This window comes from Variovorax paradoxus (assembly GCF_024734665.1).
GTDB lineage: Bacteria > Pseudomonadota > Gammaproteobacteria > Burkholderiales > Burkholderiaceae_C > Variovorax.
This window is the reverse complement of sequence record NZ_CP102931.1, coordinates 2,877,911-2,901,889: the sequence shown is the minus strand read 5'-3', so window position 1 is coordinate 2,901,889 and position 23,979 is coordinate 2,877,911. Positions and strand designations below refer to the sequence as shown.

The following is a 23,979-nucleotide window of genomic DNA, read 5'->3' as shown; positions in this document are numbered from 1 at the left end:
CATCAGGCCTTCACCACGCGCGCGCTGGCCGTGGAGCGCGCCACGATGCGGCCGTCCGGATCGCTCAGTTGCGCCTCGAGAAAAGCGATGGTCTTGCCGCGCTGCACGACCCTGCCTTCGCCATACAGCAGGCCGGGCTTCGCGGCCGCCAGAAAAGACACGCTGAGGTCGATGGTGACGGAGTAAGTCTCTTCGCCATTCATGACCCACAACGCCGGCCCCATCGTGTCGTCGAGCATCGCGACGAGGATGCCGCCCTGCACCGCGCCCGCAGGGTTGAGGAATGCATCGGTGGCCACGAAGCTCAAGCGGATCGTTCCCTTTTCCTTGTCGAATCCGAGCACGCGCTGGCCGAAGAGCTCGGCGGTGGGCGGGCGGGGAAGGCGCTCTGGCAAAGGGTCGGTCGTCATTTTTTGCTCCAGAAGTAGAGCGAAAAATCCTATGCCGCCGCTGCTGACAGCGTGGTGTCAGTAGCTGTCAACACATCGACGAGCTCGTCCACGCGCTGCTCCGCAAGCCGCATCGACTGCGCGAGCTGCTCGCCGCCGAACTCGTCGGACTCCACCGCAGTCTCGAACACATCGGTGATGCCGATGTAGCCGAGCACCGAACGCACGCTGCCCTCGGTGTGGTTGAGATGCGCGATGCGCCCGCCGGCGTCGTAGCCGTGGTCGCCGCGCGCGCCGAGCAGCACCACGCGCTTACCCGCGTCCGCCAACAGCGGCCAGTACGGCACCGCGCCGCGCGAACGGTCGAAGCCGAAGGTGCGGCCCACGCGCACGATGTTGTCGATCCAGGCCTTGAACTGCGCGGGCACGCTGAAGTTGTACATGGGCAGGCCGATCACGACAACGTCGGCTGCAATGAGCTGGTCGACCAGCAGGTCGCTCTCGGCAAGCGCTTCGGCCATCCACGGCTCGCGCGCGGCCGGTGGTGTGAAGGCCGCATGGATCCAGCGGCCGTCGACGTGCGCGGGCGGCTGCCGGCCCACGTCGAGGTAGTCGATGCGGTCGTCGGAGCGCGCCTTGCGCCAGCGCTCGACAAAACGCGCGGAGAGGCGGCGCGTGTGCGAGCCGTGCAGATCGGTATCGGAACGGCCCGGACGGGCGCTGGCGTCGATGTGAAGAAGGTTCATGGTCATGGTTTTGATGGATGAATGGATGTCTTTCGTTCCGCGCTGCCAGAATGGCGCGCAGACCTTGAATCTACGGATGCAGTCCTGCCATCACAAACGACGATTTCTCCGCCTATGAACGAGATTGGCTCATCTATTCGCCCTCCCCGCCGGCTGCCTCCGCTGCTGTCGCTGCGCGCTTTCGAGGCCGCGGCCGCACACCTGAGCTTTCAGCGCGCGGCGCTCGAACTCTCGGTTACGCCATCGGCCATCAGCCACCAGGTGCGTGCGCTCGAAGACACGCTGGGCCAGCCGCTGTTTCGCCGGCTCACGCGGCAGCTCGCGCTGACGCCCGCGGGCCAGCGACTGTTCGACGACCTGCGCATGGGCTTCGACGTGCTCGAAGCCGGCGTCGACAAGCTGCGCCGCCCCGCCGCATCGCAGGCCGTCACTCTCACCACCAACACCGCGTTCGCCGCACGCTGGGTGCTGCCGCGCATGGAGGCGTTCCGCAAGGCCTGCCCCGGAGTCGAACTGCGGCTGCATGCGAGCGACACCCTGGTCGACCTGGCGCGCGGCGATGCCGACATCGCGGTGCGCTCGGGCCGTGGCAACTGGCCGGGGCTGGTGTCGCGCGAGGTGATGCCCGAGCGCTATGCACCGCTGTGCAGCCCGATGCTGGGCTTGAAGCGCGCAGCAGACCTGCCGAGGCACCAGTTGATCCATTGCGACTGGCAGCCACAGGCGCTCGCACCCGCCGTGTGGCCGCGCTGGTTTCGCGAAGCCGGCATCGCACCGCCGAGAGGGCGTGCGATGAAGGCCTCGGGCCTGTCGTTTTCCGACGAGACGCACGCGACGCTGGCCGCCCTCGCCGGCCATGGCGTGGCGTTGCTGAGCCTCACGCTGTCGGCCGAAGAGCTTCGCAGCGGCGCGCTGGTGCAGCCCTTCGGGCCCGCGCTCGAAACCGGCAGCTACTTTCTTGCGGTTGCGAACGGGAGGGAGAACGAGCCGGCCATCCGCGCCGTGTGGGAGTGGATCGCGTCGCAGGCCACCACAGGCTGAGAAAAAGCTGAACGCCAGGCTTGCAGGTCGTTACGTTTCTCATGGAGACTCCGGCACCAACAATAAAGTGAGGAGAGTTCATGACGAGGTTTGCCCGCGTCCCTCTTGCCATTGCAACAGGCGCGCTTCTTGTAGTGGCTTTGACTTCATGTGGAGGCGGCGGTGGAGGTGGTGGAGGCGGGGGCATCGGCATACTCCCCGCCGCGGGCGGAACCACACCGACCACAAGCACCCCAGAGCTGCCGGCACGCGAAGCCCTCATCGCCCGCGCCAGAAGCTACGAACTCAACACGCCCTACGTCCCGCCGCCCGGCGATCCCCTGGAACACAACACCTCGGGCTACGCCAAGACGATGTGCTCCGCCGCGTTCATCACCGGCCTTGACCCCGACGTCGCCGCCGAGAGCGTCGGCTACTTCACCGGCCCTTACGACCAGCGCAAGAAAGTGGGCAAGCCGGTGGTCGACCGCGTCAAGAAGGAAGTCCGCATCGCCATCCCGAACGGTCCGACACTGGTGGCGCGCTACTACGGCTCGCAGGGCTGCATCACGCTTCCACCTGACAGGGACGACGTGTTCTTCACGCCGGTAGCGGTGACGAGCGCACTCCCCGATCCCTCGACACAGGCATGGCCCATGGGCGACGTGATGCCCGCCGGCCCCGCGCCCGGCATCGACACGACGAAAGTGAACCAGGCAGTCGATGCGGCCTTCGAGCTGCCGGAGGCCTACACCGCAGCCTTCATCGTCACGCACAAAGGGCGCATCGTCGGCGAGCGCTACATGAACGGCATCACGGCAAGTACGCCGCTCGAATCGTGGTCGATGGGCAAGAGCGTGACCGCGACGATGCTGGGCGTGCTGATGAAGCAGGGCGAGTACCGGCTCGACCAGCCGGCGCCCATTCCGGAATGGCAGGGAGCGGACGACAAGCGCAAGGAAATCAAGATCCAGGACATCCTGCACATGTCGAGCGGACTGCGCATCAAGGCGCCGGACGATCCGGACTTCGACCCCAACGGCACCTACCCCGACCACATCTATCTCTACACCGGCCGCATCAACTCGTTCAACTATGCAGCCACGCGTCCGCAGCAATGGCCGCCCAACACCATCGGCCGCTATCGCAACACCGACCCGGTGCTCGCAAACTACCTGATCCGCCTTGCCGTGGAGAAGCGCGGCGAAGAGTACCTGTCGTTCCCGCAGAGAAACCTGTTCGACAAGATCGGCATCCGCACGATGACGCTGGAGACCGATCCGTACGGCAACTTCCTGGCGCAGGGCTACGACTTCATGTCGGGGCGCGACTGGGCACGACTGGCCAACCTGTATCTGCAGGACGGCGTCTGGAACGGCGAACGAATCCTGCCCGAGGGCTTCGTCAAGTTCGTGAGCACCCTGGCGCCGGCCTGGGCTGCCGACAAGCGCCCGATCTACGGCGGCTTCTTCTGGCTCAACGGCGCGATCAACGGTGCGAGCACCTGGCCGGTGCCGACCACGGCGTACTACATGCTGGGTGCGGGCGGGCAGACGGTGCTGATCGTTCCTTCGCACGACCTGGTGGTGGTGCGGCTTGGCTATGACAAGGGGGAGCGCGCGTCGGCCACAAGCCTGCGAAAGGCGCTGACGCTGCTGATGCAGGCTGTGCCCAGCTCGTCGTGAACGTGAAAAGGCCTCCCGAAGGAGGCCTGCGCTGACCGGGTTCCAGGCGGAGCCCGGGCTTTCTCTTCATTCGACCCGCTTGCTCAGGAGGGTCGGCACGACATAACCGTCGCGGTACACGGCCTCGATGCTTCCCTGCACGCGGTCGGTGGCATGCGCAGCCACGAATTTTTCCTCTGTCACGCGATAGACCACCATGGTGCACGACGAGTGCTTGCTGAGGGTGCGGGCCACGCCGGTGGCCTGTCTTAGGGTTGGGTACGTTTCCATGGGATCCTCCTTGTCTGCCTGACAGCCCAAATGTTAACTCTTTGGTACTCAAATATTCATCAGGGTATTTTCTGAGCGTCAACGGCCGCCATTCTTGCCCGCCTCTCCCTTTTGCAGGAATCGGATGATCTGGCCATTGACATCCTCAGGCTGCGACATAGCGGCGATGTGGTCCGCGCCCGGCACGATCGCAGCCTCGAGGCCAGGCATCCGGCGCTGCGCCAGCTCCAGCATCGCCTGGAGTTCGTAAAGCTTTTCCGCGTCTTGTACCGCGCCCTGGCTTCCTCGCTCCTGAACTCGGGCGGCCCTGTCATGCGCCAAGGCCTTGGGCGAGCCGACTCAACTGGGGTTCGGACAGCCGGTAGCTGAGCCTGTCGAGAACCCGGCCTGCACCAAGGCCTTCGTAGAACGAGATGCCCCTGTCGTTCGATGCCTTGACGGGCCAGTCGATGCGACAGCAACCGTTCTCGACAGCGTACCGGGCCACCCAGGCCATAAGCGCCCTGCCTGCTCCATTGCTCCTGCCAGAAGCCTTCACATACAGCTCCTTGAGCTGGCAATGCTTGCGCCTGTCGGGAGCGAATTCGACGAGCGAATACACCAGCGAGATGGCCGCCAGGCCAACCACTGCGCCGTCATCGCCTGAAGCCACGGCCAGGCGATGCGGCGACCCAGCCGCCAGGAGGTTGCCGAGGAGGTGTTCTCTCACGGCCTCCCGAGAGACTTTGGCGCCATCGTTGTAGAAGGCATGCAACTCGCACAGCAGGTCTGTGAGCGACTCATGCTGGGCTTCAGAGACAAGTTCAACGTGCATACGGTGTCCTTGAAGGCTCCCGGCTAAACGCGGCGATGCTACCAAGCTCACTACACTGCCCCCCGATGAACAATCCTCCTCGACCGCAGCACGCGCGAGACATCCTGACTTCCTACTTCTGGAGCGGCGACGTCATCCGCAGCCGGAGCGTGAGCAATGTCGTGCTGTCTGCCACGGTCGACGTGCCTGCGCCTCCTGCGCGTCTGCTTGCGGATTGGGAAAGCGAAATCTCTTCGCGCCTGTTCCTGGAACCCGGAGACGTCGAACCGTTGCCCCTGGCCCGGGCGCGTGCGCGATGGCCTGATTACAAGCACTGCGTGCAGGCCATGTCCGACTGGATGCGCACGCTGGAGCTGTCCGAGGTGCTTGCCTCCAGCGACGTGGCCCTCATGGCCTGCCGCGGCGCGAAGTACCACCACGACGGAGCGCAGTACGGCGGCGCGGCCTTCTGCAATCTCTTCATGAGCGAGGACAAGGGGCTGGACCTGCATTTCCCCTTTGCAGATCACCGGATCCCGTTGACCCGGGGCACGGCAGTGATATTCGACACCGGCCAGCCTCACGCCGTCATTCAACGCGGCAGCAGCGGCTTCGATGCAGCCGACTTCGCGCCCGGGCGGGATTGCAGCCAAGTGTTCCTGACCTGGGAGCTTCCCATCGAGGATGTCCATGTCGGGCACGCACTGGGAGTCGCCTTCGACATCAATCTTTCGACCTCGCCGCAGCTGGATGAAGAGCAAGTCTGGCTGAACGGCGCGCGGGCCATCGTGTGCCCGGACTCCGGACGATGGCGCCGTGCCGACTGACTGATCGTCAGCGATTGGATTGAAGAGCCCTGGCAGCAGCCAGTTCGCCCAGGCAGGCGTTGACCGCCTGGAGCGGTACTTTCTCGTGGCAACGCGCTACCGCCTCGCGCGCAACGGCTTCGCTCAAGCGCCGCTCCCGTGCCGCCTCGACCTGGAATTCGACGATCCACTTCATGAGCATGGCCAGCACGATCAGCAAGCCGATCAAGGCTGCGACCAGGGTCACCCGCCAGCCCTGAACGCGAAAAATGGACGCTGCGGATTTACCCGCCATGGGTTCTTGCGAGGCCATCTAGCGGGGAAGGTCCGGAAAGACCCACATGCTCAAGCCGAGGATCAGGCCTGCGCCCAGGAACATGATGGCTGCCGTCGTGAACATCGATGCCGCAATGATGTTCGGCACGAGGATGGCCACGACCACAAAGACAACTGCCGCCACGATGCACAGGAGCACGGACAGCCATGCCATGTACGCTGGCCCGCGCCTGGCCGCCAAAGGCTCGTCCGGGCTGGTTTCGGGTTGGAACGGTGTGCGCATGAATAGCCTCCCTCTTCGCAAGATGTCGCGTGTAATTCGTTAGCCGGCGCAGGCGGTTGCGAAGCAGCATGGACTGCTCGCAACCTTTCCTGACCTTCGTCAAAAAAGTACAGGAAGGTTAAGAAGAACAGCCGATCGGGCTAAGGGATTAAGTCGCGCACACCGCACATGAGAGTGGGTTCGGTGCAGAAAGCCAGTGAACCTGCGCAATATTTGACTAATGTCAAACATTGCGCAGTGCAGGCACCTCTCAGCCGCAGAGGTCGAAGATCGCTTCCATGATCAGCTGGTAGCCGCTCCAGAACAGCCAGTGGTCGCTGCACTGGGTGAACGGCCCTGCGACAGCCGGGGCAGCCAGAGCCAGCGACGACAAGATCGCGGCCACAGCGCCAGCCTTGATTGCGGTTGCACGTTTCATGATTTCTTCCCTCCATTGGTACTTTTGAACGCAGGGCATCTCGCTCCTGCAACCCGAGATGAGCCGCGCAAGCGACTCACCGCCGGACTCTAGGACTGCGAACGAGCCACCACCAGTGTCGAAAGTCACGCGCTCAGGCGCCCAGCGGCTGAAGCCCCCTCACCCACTCGAACACCGCCGCCACGGCCGGCTCCGAACGCCGCGCCTCGAGGCACACCAGATAGAACGGCAGCCCAGGCAACTCCGGACCGAAGGGCTGCACCAGATTGCCCGCGCGCAGTTCATCGGCAATCAGCGCAAGGCCCATCAACGCCACGCCCTGCCCCTGCAGCGCGGCCGACACGGTGTGTGTTTCATCCGAGAACACCGGCCCGGCCGATACGTCGAGGCCGGGCACCTGCGCCCGCTGCTGCCACTCGGCCCAGGTGCCGGGCTGGCTCTTGTTGCCGGGCACCGCGAAGTGCAGCAGCGTGTGCCGCGTCAGGTCACTGCGCCGGCGCAGCTTGAGCGCAGGGCTGCAGGCCGGCGCGAAGACGGTGTCGAACAGCTTCTCGGCCACCATGCCCGGCCACTGTCCCTTGCCGTAGCGGATCGCTATGTCGGCCGTGACACCGTCGAGCGCAACCGCTTCGTGCGATGCATGAATGCGCAGGTCGAGCCTCGGGTGCAGCGTGCGCAAGGTGCTCACGCGCGGCAACAGCCAGCGCGCCGCGACGGCCGGCGTGGCCGACAGGGTGATGGCGCTGCGCTCGGGCGGTGCACGCAGCCGCGCCACCGCATTCGCCATGGCATTGAACGATTCGCTCAGCACCACCTGCAGCACCCTGCCCTGCGGCGTGAGCACCAGTTGCCGCGGCTGGCGGATGAACAGCGGCACGCCGAGTGAGTCTTCGAGCTGCCGCACCTGGTGGCTGATGGCGGTAGGCGTCACCGAGAGTTCGTGGGCCGCGAGCTTGGCGCTGCAGTGCCGCGCGGCCGCCTCGAAGGCGCGCAGCGCCGCCAGCGGAGGGAGTTGGCGAAGGTTGGCCATGGATGAATTAATTTTTCAGCAGCACAAAGAAATCGTCGTTTGTCGCGCTGGCGGTGCCTGGATAAATTGAGAACCATGTCAAGCAGACAGCTGAATTCTCTTCATCCCACCTTTCACGTCAACGAGGACCGCGCCATGACCACACTGCTCCACATCGACGCCAGCGCCCGCCCCGGTCGTTCCGGCACCCACGTTCACGGCTCGCATTCGCGCCGGTTGAGCCATCACTTCGTGTCGAGCTGGCGCGCGACGCAGCCGGGCACCGAGGTGATCTACCGCGACATCGGCGCCGCACCGCCGAGCAACGTCACCGGCGAGTGGATTGCGTCGGGCTACACACCGGCCGCAGAACGCGAACCGTGGATGCACGCCGTGCTCGCCGAGAGCGATGCGCTGATCGCCGAGATCCGCCGCGCCGACGTGCTGGTAATCGGCGTGCCGATGTACAACTTCAGCATGCCGGCACCGCTGAAGTCATGGATCGACAACATCGTGCGCATCGGCGCGACCTTCGACTTCGACCGCAGCCGCGAGAACCCGTATGTGCCGCTGCTGGCCGAGCGCAACCGCCGCACGGTGCTGCTGACCTCGTGCGGCAGCAGCGGCTACGGGCCGGGCGGATTCCAGGCGCATCTGGACCTGCTCACGCCCGGCATCACAAGCCCGCTGGCCCTGCTCGGTCTCAACGAAGTGCACAGCGTGGCCATCGAACACGCCGAAGACCATGACGACTTGCTGGACCGCTCCATCGCCAGCGCGCTCGCCCGCGTCGAGGCGCTGGTGGCCGAATTGCAGGCCTCCTGAAAAGGAAGCTGCTGCCTACGCCGAGCGCAGTTGCTCGCGCAGCTTCTGCCCGATCTCGGGCCGCTCCAGGAAGGGATCGGCCGGGTTGGTAATGGAGACGATGTTCTCCATGCGGCTGCGCACATTGCCCAGCGCCTTCGGGTGGCTGAACACGTAGAACTGGTTGGCAGTGATGGCGTCGAACACCTTGGCCGCGACTTCGGCGGCCGTGATCTTGCCGCTGCTCACCGCCTTGTTGCTCATGGCCTGGCCGATGAGTTGGCTCTTGGTGAGCTCGGTTTCCTTCGGCGCATTCGGGCGGTTGCGCTCGCTGCTGGTGATGCCGGTGGGCACGAAGTACGGGCACAGCAGGCTCGCGCCGATCTGGTCGGTGACGAGGTTCAGGTCCTGGTACATCGTTTCGGTAAGGCTCACGACTGCCGCCTTCGCCGCGTTGTAGATGCCCATGTTGGGCGGTGTGAGCAAGCCCGCCATGCTGGCGGTGTTGGTGATGTGGCCGCGGTAGGCCGGGTCTTTCGCGGCAGCCTCCAGCATCATCGGCGTGAACAGGCGCACGCCGTGAATCACGCCCCACAGGTCCACACCCAGCACCCATTCCCAGTCGGCCACCGTGTTCTCCCACACCAGGCCACCGGCTCCCACGCCCGCGTTGTTGAACACGAAGTGCGGCGCACCGAAACGTTCCTTCACAGCGGCGGCCAGCGCTTCCATCTGCGCCGCGTTCGACACGTCGACCTTGCGCGCCAGCACCTGTGCGCCGGCAGCCTCCATTTCTGCCTGGGCCTTGTCGAGCGCGTCCTGCTGCACGTCGACCAGCACGAGGTTCATGCCGCGGGCGGCGCCGATGCGCGCGCACTCCAGGCCGAAGCCCGAGCCCGCGCCGGTGAGTACGGCGGTCTTGCCCTTGAAGTCTTGAATCATTGAATTCTTTCCTGTGGTTGGCTCTGCGCCTCCTATTGGAACGCTTTGCAGCCCGGTTGACTGTCGTTCGTGTGACGCGTGTCTGCGACCGCCTCGAGCCGACTCCGGCCACACCCAGCACCCTGCAGATCGAAAACCCGCTCCTTCGTGACAAAGAACCAAGCGGTTGACCATAGACAACAGTGTTAGCAATTGCTGCCGCTTACAACGCCCCGTCATCAACGGGGAGCGTAGCGAATGGAGCGAAAAATTCTTGTAGTCGGCGATCCGCCAGCGTCTGGCGGACAGGTATTGCCCTACGACGGCCCCATGCTCGATTTGTACGGACACCGGGTCGCCTTGATCGGCGGCAGGGCCTACTGCGAAGGCTGCAACAGCGTGGGCATCATCGCGAAGACCGGAGGGCCGCGGCGCCCTCAATTCATATCGGAGGCGGCGCTGGAAGGAGACGTGGTGGTCTGCCACTGCCCGGTGCCACAGCCCATACTTTCCACCCTGCAGCGATGGGCAACATACGAGGACGAGGCTTGGCATGCCGTTGGAGCCGAGGATGAATTGGCGGCATTCAAGAAAACGGTAGACAAGAATGTGACCCACCCACCAGGGGCGGAACTGGCCGAAAGGATCTGCCCGAACATGACGAACAAGGAGTTCTGCGCGGTAGTGCTCAAGCTGCGCGATCAGGCCGTGGCGTTCATTGCGAAGCAGCGCCTCCCGGAACTCGAGCGATGGGACAAAGATGCGCAGGCGCGAGTGCAGGAATGGTTTGGCGTTGCCGACCAATCGATGCGAGAGCATCTCCAGAAAGGACTGGCTGCGTGCAAGCGAGTGCTCGAGGGACTGGGATGCGAGAACTTCATCCGGTACTCGGAAGCAAGCAAGAAGAATCTCGGCTGCATCTTCTCAAGCGACCCGGTCGTGACAGTAGCGGCAGTTTGCAAACCAGACACTGCGACCCGCACCATTGCCATCGGGCTGAGTTTTTGCGACCTCCCGGAGAACATGCTCATCTACGATACGGACATCATTCGCGACGGGGACTCGAAGCTCCTGACATTGATTCACGAGGTCACGCACTTCGACGACACCTTCAGTTCATTCGATCCCTGGTATGGAACGAAGCACGCGAGGGATCACGCAGAAGACCCCCGGTCTCGTGTCAACGCCGACAGCATCGCTGCGTACATTCTTGGCGTTGTTGCGAAAGCATCCAAATGAAATGCACGATCAGGGCCTTCCTCGTCATCGCTACCACGCTGACAGGTTGCAGCGCCATGGCTTGCAAGCCCGTCGTGGTAACAAGGCTGACTTTTGCCGAAGGCGCCGCAGACCTCGAACCGGCGCAGATAGCGAAGCTGGTGGAGTTTATTGACCGGGCAAACTCGGCGTTTCCGAAATACCTCGAGGTTTCAATCGACGGAGGCGCCACCGTCAAAGTTCCAGGCAGAACACCAGCCCAAGCCAGGCAGTTGGCAAGACGGCGCGCCGAAAACGTGACCCGAGCGTACAAGCAGCTCCAGCCGACCGAGATCAAGCTGGAAACGACGTCGAGCATCTACGAAGACAACAAGATGTCGAGGGAGGCGAGCAACGACTTTGTCGTGGTGCAGTTTCACCCCGACTACGAGGCGCTGAAGTTGCCCGACTGCAACCCGGTTCCGATCCCCGGGTTCAAGCGTTGATGCACGGCAATCACCGGCCGCAGCCCTCTCAACCCTCAGCCTTCTTCAGCACATACCCAATCCGCGGAAAGTGCACATGCACCGTGCCCGTCCGCTCGCTGCTGCGCTCCAGCGTGTAGTGCGTGCGCGTAGCCGCGACCAGCGTGCCGGGCGTCTCCTCGAGGCCGAAGCTTTCGGCGCGCACGGTGACGGCGCTGCCGAGCAGAATGTCGTGGTCGTCCTGGAAGGTGCTGTCGGTCAGCAGCGTGTGCGGCGTCGCGGCCTTGGCCACTGCAATGGCCTCGTCGCTCGTGAACTTCTCGGGAACGCCGTGGCCGATGGCGGCCATGCGGTCGAGCCAGTCGATCACCGCGGGCGTCAGATCGAGGATGGTTCGAACCGACTCGATGCGCCGCGTGTACCAGAGCGGGTGGTAGGCCGAGAAGTCGGCAATGCTGGGCACCTCACCGAGCAGGAAGGGCTTTTCGTCGAGCATGTCCGACAGGCGGCGCAGGTATGACTTGTAGGCGCTGGTGGCGTCGGCCGGGCGCAGGCGCGTCATGTTGCCAGCGCTCATTTTGCCGCGGTCTTCGCCGAAGGCTTTTGCGGCTTCGGGTGGGGCCTTGGCGAACACTTCGGCCGCGCCCCTGGGCTGCAGGTTCCAGGCCATGGCAGCCCAGAAGAGCGTGGTGTCGGCCCACTGCGCGAGGATGCGCGACATGCCCTTCTCGGGCTCCGGATAGAGCGTGGGCTCGGGTTGCAGGTGTTCGAGCACGTCGGCGATGAGCGCGCTGTCGCAATACATGTCGGCGCCGATCTGCAGGAACGGTGTCTTGCGATAGCCGCCAGTGAGCACCTCCACGTCGGGCTTGGGCATGATCGGCGGGATGAAGACCGACTTCCACGGCAGCTTCTTGGCGCCGAGGATCAAGCGCACCTTTTCCGAGAACGGCGAGGTCAGGTAGTGATGAAGGATCAGGTCGGCCATGGTGGGGGTCTTTCTTCTGTGATGGGTTTGGCACGCGTCACCGGGGTTGCGCGCGCTGGATGATCGAATCGAAATCGGTGCCTGCGGCCAGCGTGCCGAAGGCATTGCCCCAGTCGCCGCCCAGTCGCGAGGCGCAGAACGCGCCAGCGACGGCGGATGGCGCGGTCTGCACGAGCAGCGCAGCCTGCACGGCGAGCGCCACGTCCTGCGCGAGGCGACGGGCCTCGGCTTCGGAGGCCATCGCCTCGATGCGCGCGGGCAGCGCGTCGGTCAGCCGGTCGAGCGCGGCGTGCTCGCCACGCGCGGGCGCCAGCTCCTTCGTCAGCGCGGCCACGGCATCGCCTTTTCGCAGGCCGCGCAGCAGGTCGAGCGCCATGATGTTGCCCGCGCCTTCCCAGATGGAGTTGAGCGGCATCTCGCGGTAGATGCGGGCCATGACGCCCTCGCCGCCCTCTTCCACGTAGCCGTTGCCGCCGAGGCATTCCATCGCCTCCTGCGCGAAGGCGCTGCCGCGCTTGCAGATCCAGAACTTGGCGACCGGCGTGAGCAGGCGGGCCATCAAGCGCTCGTGCTCGTCGGCCTGGTTGTCGAAGGCGCGTGCCAGGCGAACGGCGAGCGCAGTGGCGGCTTCGCTTTCGAGCGCGAGATCGGCCAGCACGTTCTTCATCAAGGGCTGTTCGATCAGCGGCTTGCCGAAGGCCTTGCGCTGTGTCGCATGGTTGAGCGCGATGCCCAGCGACTGGCGCATCAGCCCGCTGGTGCCCAGTGCGCAGTCGAGCCGCGTCATCGTGCCCATCTCGAGGATCTGCGGAATGCCGCGGCCCTCTTCTCCCACGAGCCATGCGCTGGCGCCCTGGAACTCGACCTCGGAGCTTGCGTTGGCCTTGTTGCCGAGCTTGTCCTTCAGCCGCTGGATCTGGATGGCGTTGCGTGAACCATCGGGCAGCACACGCGGCAGGAAGAAGCACGAGAGCCCCGCGGGCGCTTGCGCCAGCACCAGGAAGGCGTCGCACATCGGCGCCGAGAAAAACCACTTGTGGCCGGTGATGGCATAGCGCTCGCCCCAGGCATCGCTGCCGTCGCGCACCGCCTTGGTGGTGTTGGCCCGCACATCGGAGCCGCCCTGCTTCTCGGTCATGCCCATGCCCATGGTCACGCCGGGCTTGTCGCTGAAGAGCTTCAGCGCCGGGTCGTACCAGAGGCTGCCGAGCTTCGGACCCCAGTCGGCGTACACGCCCGCATTGCCGCGCAGCGCGGGCGTGACCGCGTAGGTCATGGAGATGGGGCAAAGAATCGACGGCTCCAGCTCGGTGAAGAGCATGAAGCCCGCCGCGCGCAGCACGTGCGGCGAGGCCGAGGTGCCGGTCCAGGGCGTGCCGTGCAGCCCGGCGCCCACGGCGGCGGTCATCAGCGCGTGGTAGCTCGGATGGAATTCCACCTCGTCGATGCGCCGCCCGAAGCGGTCGTGCGTGTGCAGCTCGGGCGTGTGGATGTTGGCGAGCCGCGCATGCGCCTGCATGCCGGCCGTGCCGAGGGTGGCGCCCAGCTCATGCAGCTGCGTGGTCTGCAACGCGGGCGCGTTGAACTTCAGCGCATCGCGCAGAGGCCGGTTGGTGTCGAAGAGGTTGTAGTCCACCAGCGGCGTAGGCTGGTTGAACACCTCGTGCGTGGTTTCCATGACCGGCCTCCTTGCCGTGCGTTCAGTTCATCCAGTGCATCAGATCAGCTTGACGAGTTGCTTGCCGAAGTTCCGACCCTTGAGCAGGCCCAAAAAGGCTTCAGGAGCAGATTCGATGCCTTGCGCAATCGACTCACGCGGCTTCAGCTTGCCCGTGCCCACCAGCGTGCCCAGCTCAGTCAGCGCCTCGGGCCACACTTCCATGTGCTCGCTGACGATGAAGCCTTCGATCTTCATGCGGTTGATGAGGATCAGCGCCGGGTTGGCCAGCGGTAGTGGCTGTCCGTCGTAGCCCGCGATCATTCCGCACAGCGCCACGCGGGCGAAGGCGTTGGCGCGCAGCAGCACCGCGTCGAAGATGTAGCCGCCGACGTTCTCGAAGTAGCCGTCGATGCCGTTCGGGCAGGCTTCCTTGAGCGCAGCGCTCATCGACTTGACGTCGGCGTGCACGCGGTAGTCGATGCAGGCGTCGAAGCCCAGCTCGTCGGTCACGTACTTGCACTTGTCGGGGCCGCCGGCAATGCCGACCACGCGGCAGCCGCGCGCCTTGGCCAGCGCCCCGAAGGCGCTGCCCACCGCGCCGCTGGCGGCGGTGATGACCACCGTTTCACCAGCCTTGGGCGCAATGATCTTCACCAGCCCGTACCAGGCCGTGACGCCCGGCATGCCGACCGCGCCAAGGTAGTGCGACAGCGGCACGTGCGTGGTGTCGACCTTCTTCAGCGCTCCGGGCTGCGAGGCATCGACCACGCTGTATTCCTGCCAGCCGCCGAAGCCGACCACCTTGTCGCCCACGGCGTACTTGGGGTGCTTGCTCTCGACCACTTCGCCGACCGTGCCGCCCTGCATCGTCTGGCCCAGCGGCTGGGGTTGCGCGTAGCTCTTGGAGTCGTTCATGCGGCCGCGCATGTACGGGTCGAGGCTCATGTAGTGGTGGCGCACGAGCACCTGGTTGTCCTTGAGCGCGGGGGTCTCGGCGGACACGAGCTTGAAGTTGCTGGCCACGGCCTCGCCGTCGGGACGGTTGTCGAGGTGGATCTGCTTGTTGATCGGCATGAATGTCTCCGGGAAAGTATCAGTCAGTCAGTCAGTCGGTCGACGGCGGCCGCATCTCGTTGGCGCTGGCGGGGCCGGTCGGCAGCCGGCGCTTCACGTACTTGAAGGTGCCGGTGGCGTGGGCGCACACGCGTTCCTGTTCGTCGTAGATTTTGGCCTCGGTGAAAGCCAGCGTCGCCGTCCTGTGAATGAGCGTGCCGCGCGCGTGCAGCGGGCCGACCGAGGGCTGCATGAAGCTGGTCTTCATCTCGATGGTGACCACGCCCGTCTCTGGCGCCACGCTGCGCGCGGCTGCTGCCATCGTGATGTCGAGCAGCGTCATGCAGGCGCCGCCGTGCGTCACGTCGAAGGTGTTCAGGTGCTCCGGCTTCGCCGTGTAGATGATCTCGGACTCGCCGCCCTCGAACTTCGTCAGCTCAAAGCCCAGGTGCCGCGCGAACGGAATCTGGCTCGTGTACGAGCGGATGTTGATGTCGCTGGAATCTGAAGAAGAAGACATGTCAGGCCGCACCCAGCACCACGCTCACGCCGCCGTCCACAGCCAGCCACTGGCCGGTGATGTGCTTGCCGGCATCGCTCGCGAACAGCAGAGTCAGGCCCTTCAGGTCTTCCTCGTCGCCCAGGCGGCCGAGCGGGGCCTGGGCGGCCATCTTTTCCTCGCCCAGCGACTTGATGAGGCCGGCGGCCATCTTCGTCATGAAGAAACCGGGGCAGATCGCGTTCACATTGATGCCGTAGCGGCCCCATTCGGCGGCGAGCGTGCGGGTGAAGCCGATGACCGCGGTCTTGGAGGTGTTGTAGGCCAGCGTCTGCATTTCGGGCGGGTTGCCGTTCAGCCCGGCGATCGAGGCGATGTTGATGATGCGCCCCGTCTTCTTCGGAATCATGTAGCCGTTGGCGATCTGCTGCGACAGGATGAAATAGCCGCGCACGTTGAGGTTCATCACCTTGTCCCAGGCCTCGACCGGGTGGCTCTCGGCCGGCGAACCCCAGCTGGCGCCCGCGTTGTTGATGAGGATGTCGACCGCGCCCATGCGCTGCAGCGTTTCGTCTGCCAGGCGGCGGGTGTCTTCTTCCTTCGAGCAGTCGGCGGCGATCCAGCGCGCGTCGATGCCGGCGGCTTGCAGCTCGGCTGCGGCCTGCTCCAGATCGTCGGCCTTGCGCGAGCTCAGCATGATCTTCGCGCCGGCTTCGCCGAGCGCATGGGCCATCTGCAGGCCCAGGCCGCGCGAGCCGCCGGTGATGAGGGCAGTCTTGCCGGTGAGGTCGAACAGCTGCTTGATGTTGCGGGGCGTCATGAGGTGTCTCCGGTTTTGAATGTCAGGCTCAGATCTCGTAGTCCATGCACTGGCGGGCTTCACGCACGGCGCCGATGAAAGGCTTCAGGGCCACATGCTGCGGGTGGTCCGAATAGGCCGCGAGCGCGGCGGAGTCGGTGAATTCCGAGTACAGGACCAGGTCGTAGGTGGCTTCCAGCCCGGGCTGGGCAATGGCCACCTCGAAGCGCAGCGTGCCGGGCGACAGCTTGGCGCAGGCGTCGAGCAGCGCCTTGGCCTTCAGCAGGTTGGTCGCCTTGTCGGTGCCCTCGGCGTGCTCCTTGAACTTCCACATCACGATGTGCTTGAGCATGGCGGATCTCGTTACTTGGTAGGGGTGTTGGGCAGCCGCGAGCGCACGTAGATCAGCACGAAGCCGACCACCGCCACGATGCCGCCGGGCACGGCGATGGACCAGCCCAGCGCGGCGTCGGTGCGGCCGGTGGCAATGCCCAGGATCACGACGAACAGGCCGCCGTAGATCAGGATCCAGATCCACTTCTCGAGCCGCGCGTGCGGCTTGGGGGGTTTGACGGCGGGAGTGTTGTTGGGGTTGGCGTTCGGCGAATCGGTAGTGGCCATCAGAAGGCGTCCTCGGGCAAAGCTGTACAGGTCGGGTCGCGGGTTTCGACCACGTTGAGCCATGCGCCGATTTTCGGCAGCTCGTAGTGGAAGAAGTAGTCCGTGGCGCCGATCTTGCCAGCTGTTACCGCCCTCGCCTTTTCACCGTCGGTCTGCAGGGCCCTTTGGGCCACGTCGAGCCAGATCCAGGCCAGCACCGTGTGGCCGAAGGCCTGCATGTACGGCACAGCGTTGGCCAGCGCGTCGGCCGGGTCGCCGGTGGCCCATGCGGCCTCGGTCGCGCTGCCGATGCGCTGCAGCGCGGCGCCCAGCGCCTTGGCGTGGGCCGCCAATGCCGGCACCTTGGCGGCGCGGCCGATGGTGTCGGTCATACGGCCGGCCAGCAATTGCAGGCCGCGACCCTTTTCCATCAGCACCTTGCGGCCCAGCAGGTCGGCTGCCTGGATGCCATGGGTGCCCTCGTGGATCATGTTCAGGCGGTTGTCGCGCCAGTACTGCTCCACCGGAAAGTCACGCGTGTAGCCGTAGCCGCCGTGCACCTGGATGGCCAGCGAATTGGCCTCCAGGCACCACTCGCTGGGCCAGCTCTTGGCAATGGGCGTGAGCACTTCGAGCAGCAGGCGCGCGTCGTCGGCGGCCTGCGCGTCGCCGGTCTTCTGCTCGTCGACCAGCCGGGCGCAGTACAGCTCCAGCGCCAGCGCGCCTTCGCAGTACGCCTTCTGGGCCAGCAGCATGCGGCGCACGTCGGCGTGCTCGATGATGCGCACCTGCGGCGCGGCCGAGTCCTTGGCGACCGCGGCCCCTGCTGCATCCGGCTTCTTCACCAGCCGCCCCTGCGGGCGGCTCTTGGCGTATTCGAGCGAGGCGTGGTAGCCCGCCATGCCGAGCATGGTGGCAGCCGTGCCGACGCCGATGCGCGCCTCGTTCATCATGTGGAACATGCAGTGCAGGCCCTTGCCGGGCGCACCGACCAGGTAGCCCACGGCGCCCGCTTTGCCATCGACCGGGTACTTGCCCTCGCCGAAGTTCAGCAGCGTGTTGGTGGTGCCGCGCCAGCCCAGCTTGTGGTTCAGGCCCGCGAGCGCCACGTCGTTGCGCTGGCCCGTCAGCTCGCCCTTGGTATCGACCATGCGTTTGGGCACGATGAAGAGCGAGATGCCGCGCGTACCCGGCACCAGTTTGCCGTTCTCGTCGGGGATCTTGGCGAGCACGATGTGCACGATGTTCTCGGTCAGCTCGTGGTCGCCTGACGAGATCCACATCTTGTTGCCCGTGAGGCGGTAGCGTGGGCCCAGCGGGTCGTTTTGAAAATCGGCGCCATCGGGCACTGCGCGCGTGGCCACATCGCTCAGCGACGAACCGGCCTGCGGCTCAGACAGGCACATGGTGCCGGCCCAGCGACCCGAGAACTCGTTCTTGGCGAACACCTCTTTCTGCATCTCGGTGCCGTGCACCATCAGCAGATTGGCATTGCCGCTCGTGAGCATGTTGGAGCCGATGCTCACCGAGGCCATCGCGAAAAAGCTGTTGGCCGCGGCCGAGAGCGTGTACGGCAGCTGCATGCCGCCGATGTCGTAGTCTTGCGCGGCACTCATCATTCCCGACTCGACGAAAGCCTTGTGCGCGTCGTGCGTGGCCTGCGGCAGGATGACTTTCTCGCCGTCGAAATGCGGCTCCTGCGTGTCGACCGTGCGGTTGAATGGCGCGTACTTCTCGCGCGCGATGCGTTCGCAGGTGTCGAGCACTGCGTCGAAGGTTTCGCGCGAATGGTCGGAAAAGCGTTCGCGCTGGTTGAGCGACTCGGCGTCGAGCCAGTCGTAGAGCAGGAAGTCGAGGGTGGAACGCAGGCTCATGAGAATGTCTCTTCTTGCTACTTTTTCGGGGAGTCGGGCAGTTTGGCGATGGTGCCCTGCGCCAGCGCGCAGAGCTTCTCTGCACCGTCGTTCACCACGAACACCTCGCAGGTGCAAACGGCCTGCGAACTGCCGGAATGGGCCGTCCTGGCGCGTGCGATCAGGCGCTCGCCAAGAGCGGGCCGCACATAGTTGATCTTGAATTCGGAAGTCACCACCGGCACGCGCAACGCGCTGCCACCGGCAAAGGTGAGCGCGTTGTCGGCCATGTAGCTCACGATGCCGCCGTGGGCAAAGCCGTTCTGCTGCTTCAGCTGCGCCGTGAGCGGTAGCTGGAGCTCCACATAGTCCGGCGCCAGCGCGTGCAACTGCGCGCCGATCAGCACGCTGAACGGCTGCGATGCAAGCATGCGGCGCCCGTAGGCCAGAACGGCTTCGGGCGAGACCTCCTGGTCGTGGCCCAAGCCGGACATGATTACAAGACCTCGAACACGCCCGCAGCGCCCATGCCGCCGCCGATGCACATAGTGACCACGACCTTCTTGGCGCCGCGGCGCTTGCCTTCGATGAGCGCGTGGCCCGTCAGGCGCTGGCCGCTCACACCGTAGGGGTGGCCCACGGCGATGGCGCCGCCGTCCACGTTCAGGCGGTCGGCCGGAATGCCGAGCTTGTCGCGGCAGTAGATCACCTGCACGGCGAAGGCTTCGTTCAGCTCCCACAGGTCGATGTCGTTGACCGTGAGGCCCAGGCGCTTGAGCACCTTCGGAATCGCGAAGACCGGGCCGATGCCCATTTCGTCGGGCTCGCAGCCGGCAACGGCAAAGCCGAGGAAGCGGCCGATGGGCTTCAGGCCCTTTTGTTGCGCGTACTTCTCGTCGACCAGCACGCAGGCACCGCCGCCGTCGGAGAACTGGCTGGCATTGCCGGCCGAGATCAGGCCGCCGGGAATGGCCGGGCGGATGCCACTGATGCCTTCCTTGGTGGTGCCGGCGCGAATGCCCTCGTCGTTCTCGATGGTGACTTCCTTGGTGCGCAGGCCCAGCACTGGGTCGGCCACGCCGGCCAGCACGGTGATGGGGGCAATTTCGTCCTTGAAGCGACCGGCTTCCAGCGCGGCGGTGGCCTTCTGCTGGCTGGCGGCGCCGTATTCGTCCATGGCGTCGCGGCCGATGTTGTAGCGCTTGGCGACCTGCTCGGCCGTCTGCAGCATGTTCCAGTAGATCTCGGGCTTGTGCTTCACGAGCCACGGGTCGGCCAGCATGTGCTTGTTGGCTTCGTTCTGCACGCACGAGATGCTCTCGACGCCGCCGGCCACATACACCTCGCCCTCGCCCGCGATGATGCGCTGGGCGGCGGTGGCGATGGTCTGCAGGCCCGACGAGCAGAAACGGTTGATGGTCATGCCCGAGGTGGTGATCGGCAGGCCAGCGCGCAGCGCGATCTGGCGCGCGATGTTGGAGCCGGTCGCGCCTTCAGGCGTGGCGCAGCCCATGATGACGTCGTCCACCGAAGCAGGGTCGATGCCGGCGCGCTGCACCGCGTGCTGCACGGCGTGGCCGCCGAGCGTGGCGCCGTGCGTCATGTTGAAGGCACCCTTCCAGCTCTTCGCGAGCGGCGTGCGGGCGGTGGAAACAATGACGGCGCTGGTCATGGTGAGGTCCTTTGAAGCAGATGGAAGGGAAAAGAGGTTGTCGTCATTGCGCCGGAGCAGCGTTGGTGTTGCTCAGGAGCTGGTGATAGAAGCCGATCATCTCGCCGTAGTTCGAGATGGCCAGGCGTTCGTTGTTGCCGTGGAAGCGCGCCAGGTCTTCGCCCTTCACGCGGAACGGCGAGAAGCGGAAGACGGCATCGCTCACGAGGCTGAAGTGGCGCGAGTCGGTGGCGGCGGTCATGAGGCCCGGGGCCACCACCGCATCGGGGAAGGTCTGGCGCACGGCCTGCTGGATCGCGCGGTAGCCGGTGCTGTCTGTCGGCGACACGGGCGAAGGCTCGGAATTGCCCGGGTACGCCTTGATCTTGATGTCGTCGTTGCCCAGCGCCTTGCGCAGATGCGCTTCGGTGCTGGCGATCGTGTCGCCCGGCAGGATGCGGAAGTTGACGGCAGCCTCGGCGCGGCCGGGCAGCACGTTGTCCTTGTTGCCGGCACGCACGATGGTCAGCGCGGTGGTCGTGCGCAGCATGGCGTTGCTGCTCGGGCTCTTCTCGAGCTGGCCGCGCACCAGCGGCTCGGTGAGCCACAGGTTGGACAGCATCACGCGGTTGACGCCGCTCATCTCGGGCGCGAGCGCGCCGAACATCTGGCCGGCCACGCCCTTGATGCCGCCGGGCATCGGGTTGGCTTCGAGCCGCGCCAGCGCCGCGCTCATGCTGCCGATGGCACTGTGCTGCGGCGGCATCGATGAGTGGCCGGGAGCAGTGTCGAGTGAGAGGAAGAAGGTGCCGTAGCCCTTCTCAGCCAGGCCGATGAGCGCAGCGGGCTTGCTCAGGCCCGGCAGCACGCCGTCGAGCACCAGCAGGCCTTCGTCGAGCACCCAGTCCAGGCGCACATTGCGCGACTTGAGCAGTTCGGCAATCGGCAGCGCACCGCGCAGGCCGCTCACTTCTTCGTCGTCGCCCATCACCAGGTAGACGGTCTGCCTGGGCTTGAAGCCGGCGCCGATGAGCAGCTCGATGGCTTCCATCTGCGCGAAAAGATTGCTCTTGTTGTCGAGCGTGCCGCGGCCCCAGATGAAGCCGTCCTTGATCTCGCCCGCGAAGGGGTCGACCGTCCACGCCTTCTCGGTGCCCGGGGCGATGGGCACCATGTCCTGGTGCGCCATCAATGCAATGGGCTTGGCAGAAGGGTCAGTGCCAGTCCATGTGTAGAGCAGTGCCTTGTTGCCGACCACTTCCTTCTTGAGAGTGGCATGCACCTTCGGGAACTGCTGTGCGAGGAATGCGTGCAGCTTGTCGAACTCGGCCGCATTCGCAGCCGGATCGTCCATGCCCGACACCGTGCGGAACGTGATCGCTGTAGAGAGCCGTTTGGCGGCCGCCTGCAGGTCGATGTCCAGCTTCGGCGCGGGCGCCACCGCCAGCTGCTGCGACGGTGTGGTCCAGGTCTTGACCGCCACGGCGGCCACCAGCAAGACGATTGCCAGCAGCAGCCCGAGGAAGATGCGTTTCAACATTGGCGGTCGGTCCCTTTGCCTTCGTGGATCAGCTGAACTGCTTGCCTTCGGCCACGAGCTTCTGGATCAGCGGCGCGGGCTGCCAGAACGCGCCGTCGTCGCGCGGGTTCTTCGCAAAGCGCTTCATCGTCTCGGCCACGTTGTACAGGCCGACCTGCGATGCGTAGTGCATCGGGCCGCCGCGCCAGATCGGGAAGCCATAGCCGGTGAGGTACACCATGTCGATGTCGCCGGACTTCGAGGCAATGCCGTCTTCCAGGATGTGCGCGCCTTCGTTGACCAGGGCGTACACCAGGCGCTGCACGATCTCTTCATCGGAAATCTTGCGCGGCGTGATGCCAAGCTCTTTGCGGTGGTCCTCGATCATCTTGTTGACGAGCTCCGACGGAATGGCGTCGCGCTTGCCGGCCTGGTAGTCGTACCACCCTGCCCCGGTCTTCTGGCCGAAGCGGCCCAGTTCGCAGAGCTTGTCGGCGGTACGGCTGTACTTCATGTCGGCGCGCTCGGTGGCGCGGCGCTTGCGAATGGCCCAGCCAATGTCGTTGCCGGCCAGGTCGCCCATGCGGAACGGGCCCATGGCAAAGCCGAACTTCTCGACGGCCTTGTCGACCTGCTGCGGCGTTGCGCCTTCGTCCAGCAGGAAGCCTGCCTGGCGCGAGTACTGCTCGATCATGCGGTTGCCGATGAAGCCGTCGCACACGCCCGAGACCACCGAGGTCTTCTTGATCTTTTTGCCGATGGCCATGACCGTGGCGAGCACGTCCTTGGCGGTGGCTTTGCCGCGCACCACTTCGAGCAGTTTCATCACGTTGGCGGGGCTGAAGAAGTGCATGCCGACCACGTCCTGCGGACGGTCGGTGAACGAAGCGATCTTGTCGACGTCGAGCGTCGAGGTGTTCGAGGCCAGGATCGCGCCCTTCTTGGCGACGCGGTCGAGTTCCTTGAAGACCTTTTCCTTCACGCCGATTTCTTCGAACACGGCTTCGATGATGAGGTCGGCGTCCTTCAGGTCGTCGTAGCTCAGCGTGGTGCTCAAGAGCGCCATGCGCTGCTCGTACTTGTCCTGCTTGAGCTTGCCCTTCTTGACCTGGGCTTCGTAGTTCTTCTTGATGGTGGCAACGCCGCGGTCGAGCGCTTCCTGCTTCATCTCGAGGATCTTGACGGGGATGCCCGCGTTCAGGAAGTTCATCGAGATGCCGCCGCCCATGGTGCCGGCGCCGATCACGCCAACGGCCTTGATCTCGCGCTTGGGCGTGTCTTCGGGCACGTCAGGAATCTTGCTCGCGGCGCGCTCGGCCATGAACAGGTGGCGCAGGGCCAGAGATTCGGGCGTGAACATCAGCGCCGTGAACAGGCGGCGTTCTTCGGCCATGCCTTCGTCGAACTTCATCTTCGTCGCGGCCTGCACGGCGTCGACGCACTTCAGCGGCGCGGGGTAGTTCTTCGACATGCCGCCGACCATGTTCTTGGCGAACTGGAAGTAGGCATCGCCCTGCGGGTGCTTGCACGGCAGGTTGCGCACCAGCGGCAGCGCGTCGGCGCCGGTCTTGCCGGCCACGCTCTTGGCGAAAGCCACGGCTTCTTCGAACACCGATTCGGCCGAGGCAGCCAGCTTGTCGAACAGCTTCTGGCCGGGCAGGCTCGCGAGCAGTTCGCTCTTCACGGGCTCGCCGCTGACGATCATGTTCAGGGCGGTCTCCACGCCGAGCACGCGCGGCAGGCGCTGCGTGCCACCGGCGCCAGGCAGCAGACCCAGCTTGACTTCAGGCAGTGCCACGCTGGTGCCGGGGGCAGCCACGCGATAGTGGCAGCCCAGGGCCAGTTCGAGGCCGCCGCCCATGCAGACCGAGTGAATGGCAGCGACGATGGGCTTGGGAGAGGCTTCGAGCGCGAGGATCACGCTCAGCAGGTTGGGCTCCTGCAGTGCCTTGGGCGTGCCGAACTCCTTGATGTCCGCGCCGCCCGAGAAAGCCTTGCCGGCGCCGGTGATGACGATGGCCTTGACGGCGTCGTCGGCATTGGCCTTCGACAGGCCATCGGTGATGCCGATGCGTGTCGAGAAACCGAGACCGTTGACCGGAGGGTTGGTCATTGTGATCACGGCGATATCGCCGAGCACTTTGTATTCAGCCGTCATGCTGCGTTCCTTGGTGTGTGAAGAAAAAGAAGAAAAAGCACGAGTGTTCTTTTTCGGGGGATTCTAGGCGTTTCGCGTGGCCCAACAATGGCACGCA

At 65.1% G+C, this 23,979-nt stretch carries 28 protein-coding genes; 6 read left to right on the top strand and 22 right to left on the bottom strand.

What is annotated here, in order from left to right:
• Window positions 1–2: 2 nt before the first annotated feature.
• A complete protein-coding gene (locus NWF24_RS13655) occupies window positions 3–410 on the bottom strand; it encodes a PaaI family thioesterase (protein ID WP_258354608.1) in 408 nt (135 codons plus the stop codon).
• Window positions 411–439: 29 nt separating this feature from the next.
• The gene (locus NWF24_RS13650) at window positions 440–1,141 is read right to left on the bottom strand and encodes an FMN-dependent NADH-azoreductase (RefSeq protein ID WP_258354607.1); all 702 of its coding nucleotides are present in this window, start codon (window positions 1,139–1,141) and stop codon (window positions 440–442) included.
• Window positions 1,142–1,249: 108 nt separating this feature from the next.
• Between NWF24_RS13650 and NWF24_RS13645 the strand changes: the two genes are divergently transcribed.
• On the top strand, window positions 1,250–2,176 hold the full coding sequence (locus NWF24_RS13645) for a LysR substrate-binding domain-containing protein (RefSeq protein ID WP_258354606.1): 927 nt from the start codon (window positions 1,250–1,252) through the stop codon (window positions 2,174–2,176).
• 134 nt (window positions 2,177–2,310) lie between these two features.
• Window positions 2,311–3,840 (top strand): serine hydrolase domain-containing protein, encoded by a 1,530-nt coding sequence (locus tag NWF24_RS13640; protein ID WP_258354605.1) that lies wholly within the window; start codon window positions 2,311–2,313, stop codon window positions 3,838–3,840.
• Between the two features lie 66 nt (window positions 3,841–3,906).
• Here the strand turns inward: NWF24_RS13640 and NWF24_RS13635 are convergent, their stop codons facing one another.
• The 3 genes from NWF24_RS13635 to NWF24_RS13625 all read right to left on the bottom strand — a co-directional run bounded on the left by NWF24_RS13635 (window position 3,907) and on the right by NWF24_RS13625 (window position 4,924).
• On the bottom strand, window positions 3,907–4,110 hold the full coding sequence (locus tag NWF24_RS13635; RefSeq protein ID WP_258354604.1) for a hypothetical protein: 204 nt from the start codon (window positions 4,108–4,110) through the stop codon (window positions 3,907–3,909).
• A 78-nt stretch (window positions 4,111–4,188) separates the two neighbouring features.
• Window positions 4,189–4,344, bottom strand: a complete 156-nt coding sequence (locus tag NWF24_RS13630) for an alpha/beta fold hydrolase (RefSeq protein WP_258354603.1) — start codon at window positions 4,342–4,344, stop codon at window positions 4,189–4,191.
• A gap of 76 nt (window positions 4,345–4,420) precedes the next feature.
• Entirely contained in the window at window positions 4,421–4,924 is a 504-nt protein-coding gene (locus NWF24_RS13625) for a GNAT family N-acetyltransferase (protein ID WP_258354602.1), read from the bottom strand.
• Between the two features lie 65 nt (window positions 4,925–4,989).
• On the opposite strand from NWF24_RS13625, the gene NWF24_RS13620 reads away from it, so the two are divergent.
• Window positions 4,990–5,730, top strand: coding sequence for a hypothetical protein (locus NWF24_RS13620; RefSeq protein ID WP_258354601.1), 741 nt, complete (start codon window positions 4,990–4,992; stop codon window positions 5,728–5,730).
• A 7-nt stretch (window positions 5,731–5,737) separates the two neighbouring features.
• Here the strand turns inward: NWF24_RS13620 and NWF24_RS13615 are convergent, their stop codons facing one another.
• The 4 genes from NWF24_RS13615 to NWF24_RS13600 form a co-directional block, all read right to left on the bottom strand.
• Window positions 5,738–6,022 carry a general secretion pathway protein GspL gene (locus tag NWF24_RS13615; RefSeq protein ID WP_258354600.1) on the bottom strand — a complete coding sequence of 95 codons (285 nt, stop codon included), beginning with the start codon at window positions 6,020–6,022 and terminating at the stop codon, window positions 5,738–5,740.
• Window positions 6,023–6,268 (bottom strand): hypothetical protein, encoded by a 246-nt coding sequence (locus NWF24_RS13610; protein WP_258354599.1) that lies wholly within the window; start codon window positions 6,266–6,268, stop codon window positions 6,023–6,025.
• 250 nt (window positions 6,269–6,518) lie between these two features.
• Window positions 6,519–6,686, bottom strand: coding sequence for a hypothetical protein (locus NWF24_RS13605; protein ID WP_176928836.1), 168 nt, complete (start codon window positions 6,684–6,686; stop codon window positions 6,519–6,521).
• A 133-nt stretch (window positions 6,687–6,819) separates the two neighbouring features.
• Window positions 6,820–7,716 (bottom strand): LysR substrate-binding domain-containing protein, encoded by an 897-nt coding sequence (locus NWF24_RS13600; protein WP_258354598.1) that lies wholly within the window; start codon window positions 7,714–7,716, stop codon window positions 6,820–6,822.
• A gap of 135 nt (window positions 7,717–7,851) precedes the next feature.
• Between NWF24_RS13600 and NWF24_RS13595 the strand changes: the two genes are divergently transcribed.
• Window positions 7,852–8,520 (top strand): FMN-dependent NADH-azoreductase, encoded by a 669-nt coding sequence (locus NWF24_RS13595; RefSeq protein WP_258354597.1) that lies wholly within the window; start codon window positions 7,852–7,854, stop codon window positions 8,518–8,520.
• A gap of 15 nt (window positions 8,521–8,535) precedes the next feature.
• On the opposite strand, the gene NWF24_RS13590 is transcribed toward NWF24_RS13595, so the two are convergent.
• A complete protein-coding gene (locus tag NWF24_RS13590) occupies window positions 8,536–9,441 on the bottom strand; it encodes an SDR family oxidoreductase (protein WP_093056878.1) in 906 nt (301 codons plus the stop codon).
• A gap of 309 nt (window positions 9,442–9,750) precedes the next feature.
• Here NWF24_RS13590 and NWF24_RS13585 point away from each other — a divergent pair, with 309 nt between their 5' ends.
• The gene (locus NWF24_RS13585; protein WP_258354596.1) at window positions 9,751–10,659 is read left to right on the top strand and encodes a M35 family metallo-endopeptidase; all 909 of its coding nucleotides are present in this window, start codon (window positions 9,751–9,753) and stop codon (window positions 10,657–10,659) included.
• Window positions 10,656–11,123, top strand: coding sequence for a hypothetical protein (locus NWF24_RS13580; RefSeq protein ID WP_258354595.1), 468 nt, complete (start codon window positions 10,656–10,658; stop codon window positions 11,121–11,123). Before NWF24_RS13585 ends, NWF24_RS13580 begins: the two co-directional genes overlap by 4 nt.
• Before the next feature lie 28 nt (window positions 11,124–11,151).
• On the opposite strand, the gene NWF24_RS13575 is transcribed toward NWF24_RS13580, so the two are convergent.
• The 12 genes from NWF24_RS13575 to NWF24_RS13520 are packed head-to-tail and all read right to left on the bottom strand — an operon-like array spanning window position 11,152 to window position 23,882.
• A complete protein-coding gene (locus tag NWF24_RS13575) occupies window positions 11,152–12,090 on the bottom strand; it encodes a glutathione S-transferase family protein (protein ID WP_258354594.1) in 939 nt (312 codons plus the stop codon).
• A 37-nt stretch (window positions 12,091–12,127) separates the two neighbouring features.
• On the bottom strand, window positions 12,128–13,768 hold the full coding sequence (locus NWF24_RS13570; protein ID WP_258354593.1) for an isovaleryl-CoA dehydrogenase: 1,641 nt from the start codon (window positions 13,766–13,768) through the stop codon (window positions 12,128–12,130).
• A 39-nt stretch (window positions 13,769–13,807) separates the two neighbouring features.
• A complete protein-coding gene (locus tag NWF24_RS13565; protein ID WP_258354592.1) occupies window positions 13,808–14,824 on the bottom strand; it encodes an NADP-dependent oxidoreductase in 1,017 nt (338 codons plus the stop codon).
• A 31-nt stretch (window positions 14,825–14,855) separates the two neighbouring features.
• Window positions 14,856–15,323, bottom strand: a complete 468-nt coding sequence (locus NWF24_RS13560; protein WP_258354591.1) for a PaaI family thioesterase — start codon at window positions 15,321–15,323, stop codon at window positions 14,856–14,858.
• Between the two features lies 1 nt (window position 15,324).
• Complete coding sequence (locus tag NWF24_RS13555; RefSeq protein WP_093056885.1) at window positions 15,325–16,122, bottom strand: SDR family oxidoreductase; 798 nt, start codon at window positions 16,120–16,122, stop codon at window positions 15,325–15,327.
• A 28-nt stretch (window positions 16,123–16,150) separates the two neighbouring features.
• Window positions 16,151–16,453: a Dabb family protein gene (locus NWF24_RS13550; protein ID WP_093074035.1), complete on the bottom strand. Its 303-nt coding sequence runs from the start codon at window positions 16,451–16,453 to the stop codon at window positions 16,151–16,153.
• 11 nt (window positions 16,454–16,464) lie between these two features.
• The gene (locus tag NWF24_RS13545; protein ID WP_258354590.1) at window positions 16,465–16,722 is read right to left on the bottom strand and encodes a hypothetical protein; all 258 of its coding nucleotides are present in this window, start codon (window positions 16,720–16,722) and stop codon (window positions 16,465–16,467) included.
• Window positions 16,722–18,575, bottom strand: a complete 1,854-nt coding sequence (locus NWF24_RS13540; protein ID WP_258354589.1) for an acyl-CoA dehydrogenase — start codon at window positions 18,573–18,575, stop codon at window positions 16,722–16,724. Before NWF24_RS13540 ends, NWF24_RS13545 begins: the two co-directional genes overlap by 1 nt.
• Before the next feature lie 17 nt (window positions 18,576–18,592).
• The gene (locus NWF24_RS13535; protein WP_258354588.1) at window positions 18,593–19,048 is read right to left on the bottom strand and encodes a PaaI family thioesterase; all 456 of its coding nucleotides are present in this window, start codon (window positions 19,046–19,048) and stop codon (window positions 18,593–18,595) included.
• Between the two features lie 2 nt (window positions 19,049–19,050).
• Window positions 19,051–20,226 (bottom strand): acetyl-CoA C-acyltransferase, encoded by a 1,176-nt coding sequence (locus tag NWF24_RS13530; protein WP_258354587.1) that lies wholly within the window; start codon window positions 20,224–20,226, stop codon window positions 19,051–19,053.
• 43 nt (window positions 20,227–20,269) lie between these two features.
• Entirely contained in the window at window positions 20,270–21,745 is a 1,476-nt protein-coding gene (locus NWF24_RS13525; protein WP_258354586.1) for a M20 family peptidase, read from the bottom strand.
• Window positions 21,746–21,773: 28 nt separating this feature from the next.
• The gene (locus NWF24_RS13520; RefSeq protein WP_258354585.1) at window positions 21,774–23,882 is read right to left on the bottom strand and encodes a 3-hydroxyacyl-CoA dehydrogenase NAD-binding domain-containing protein; all 2,109 of its coding nucleotides are present in this window, start codon (window positions 23,880–23,882) and stop codon (window positions 21,774–21,776) included.
• Between the last annotated feature and the right edge of the window lie 97 nt (window positions 23,883–23,979).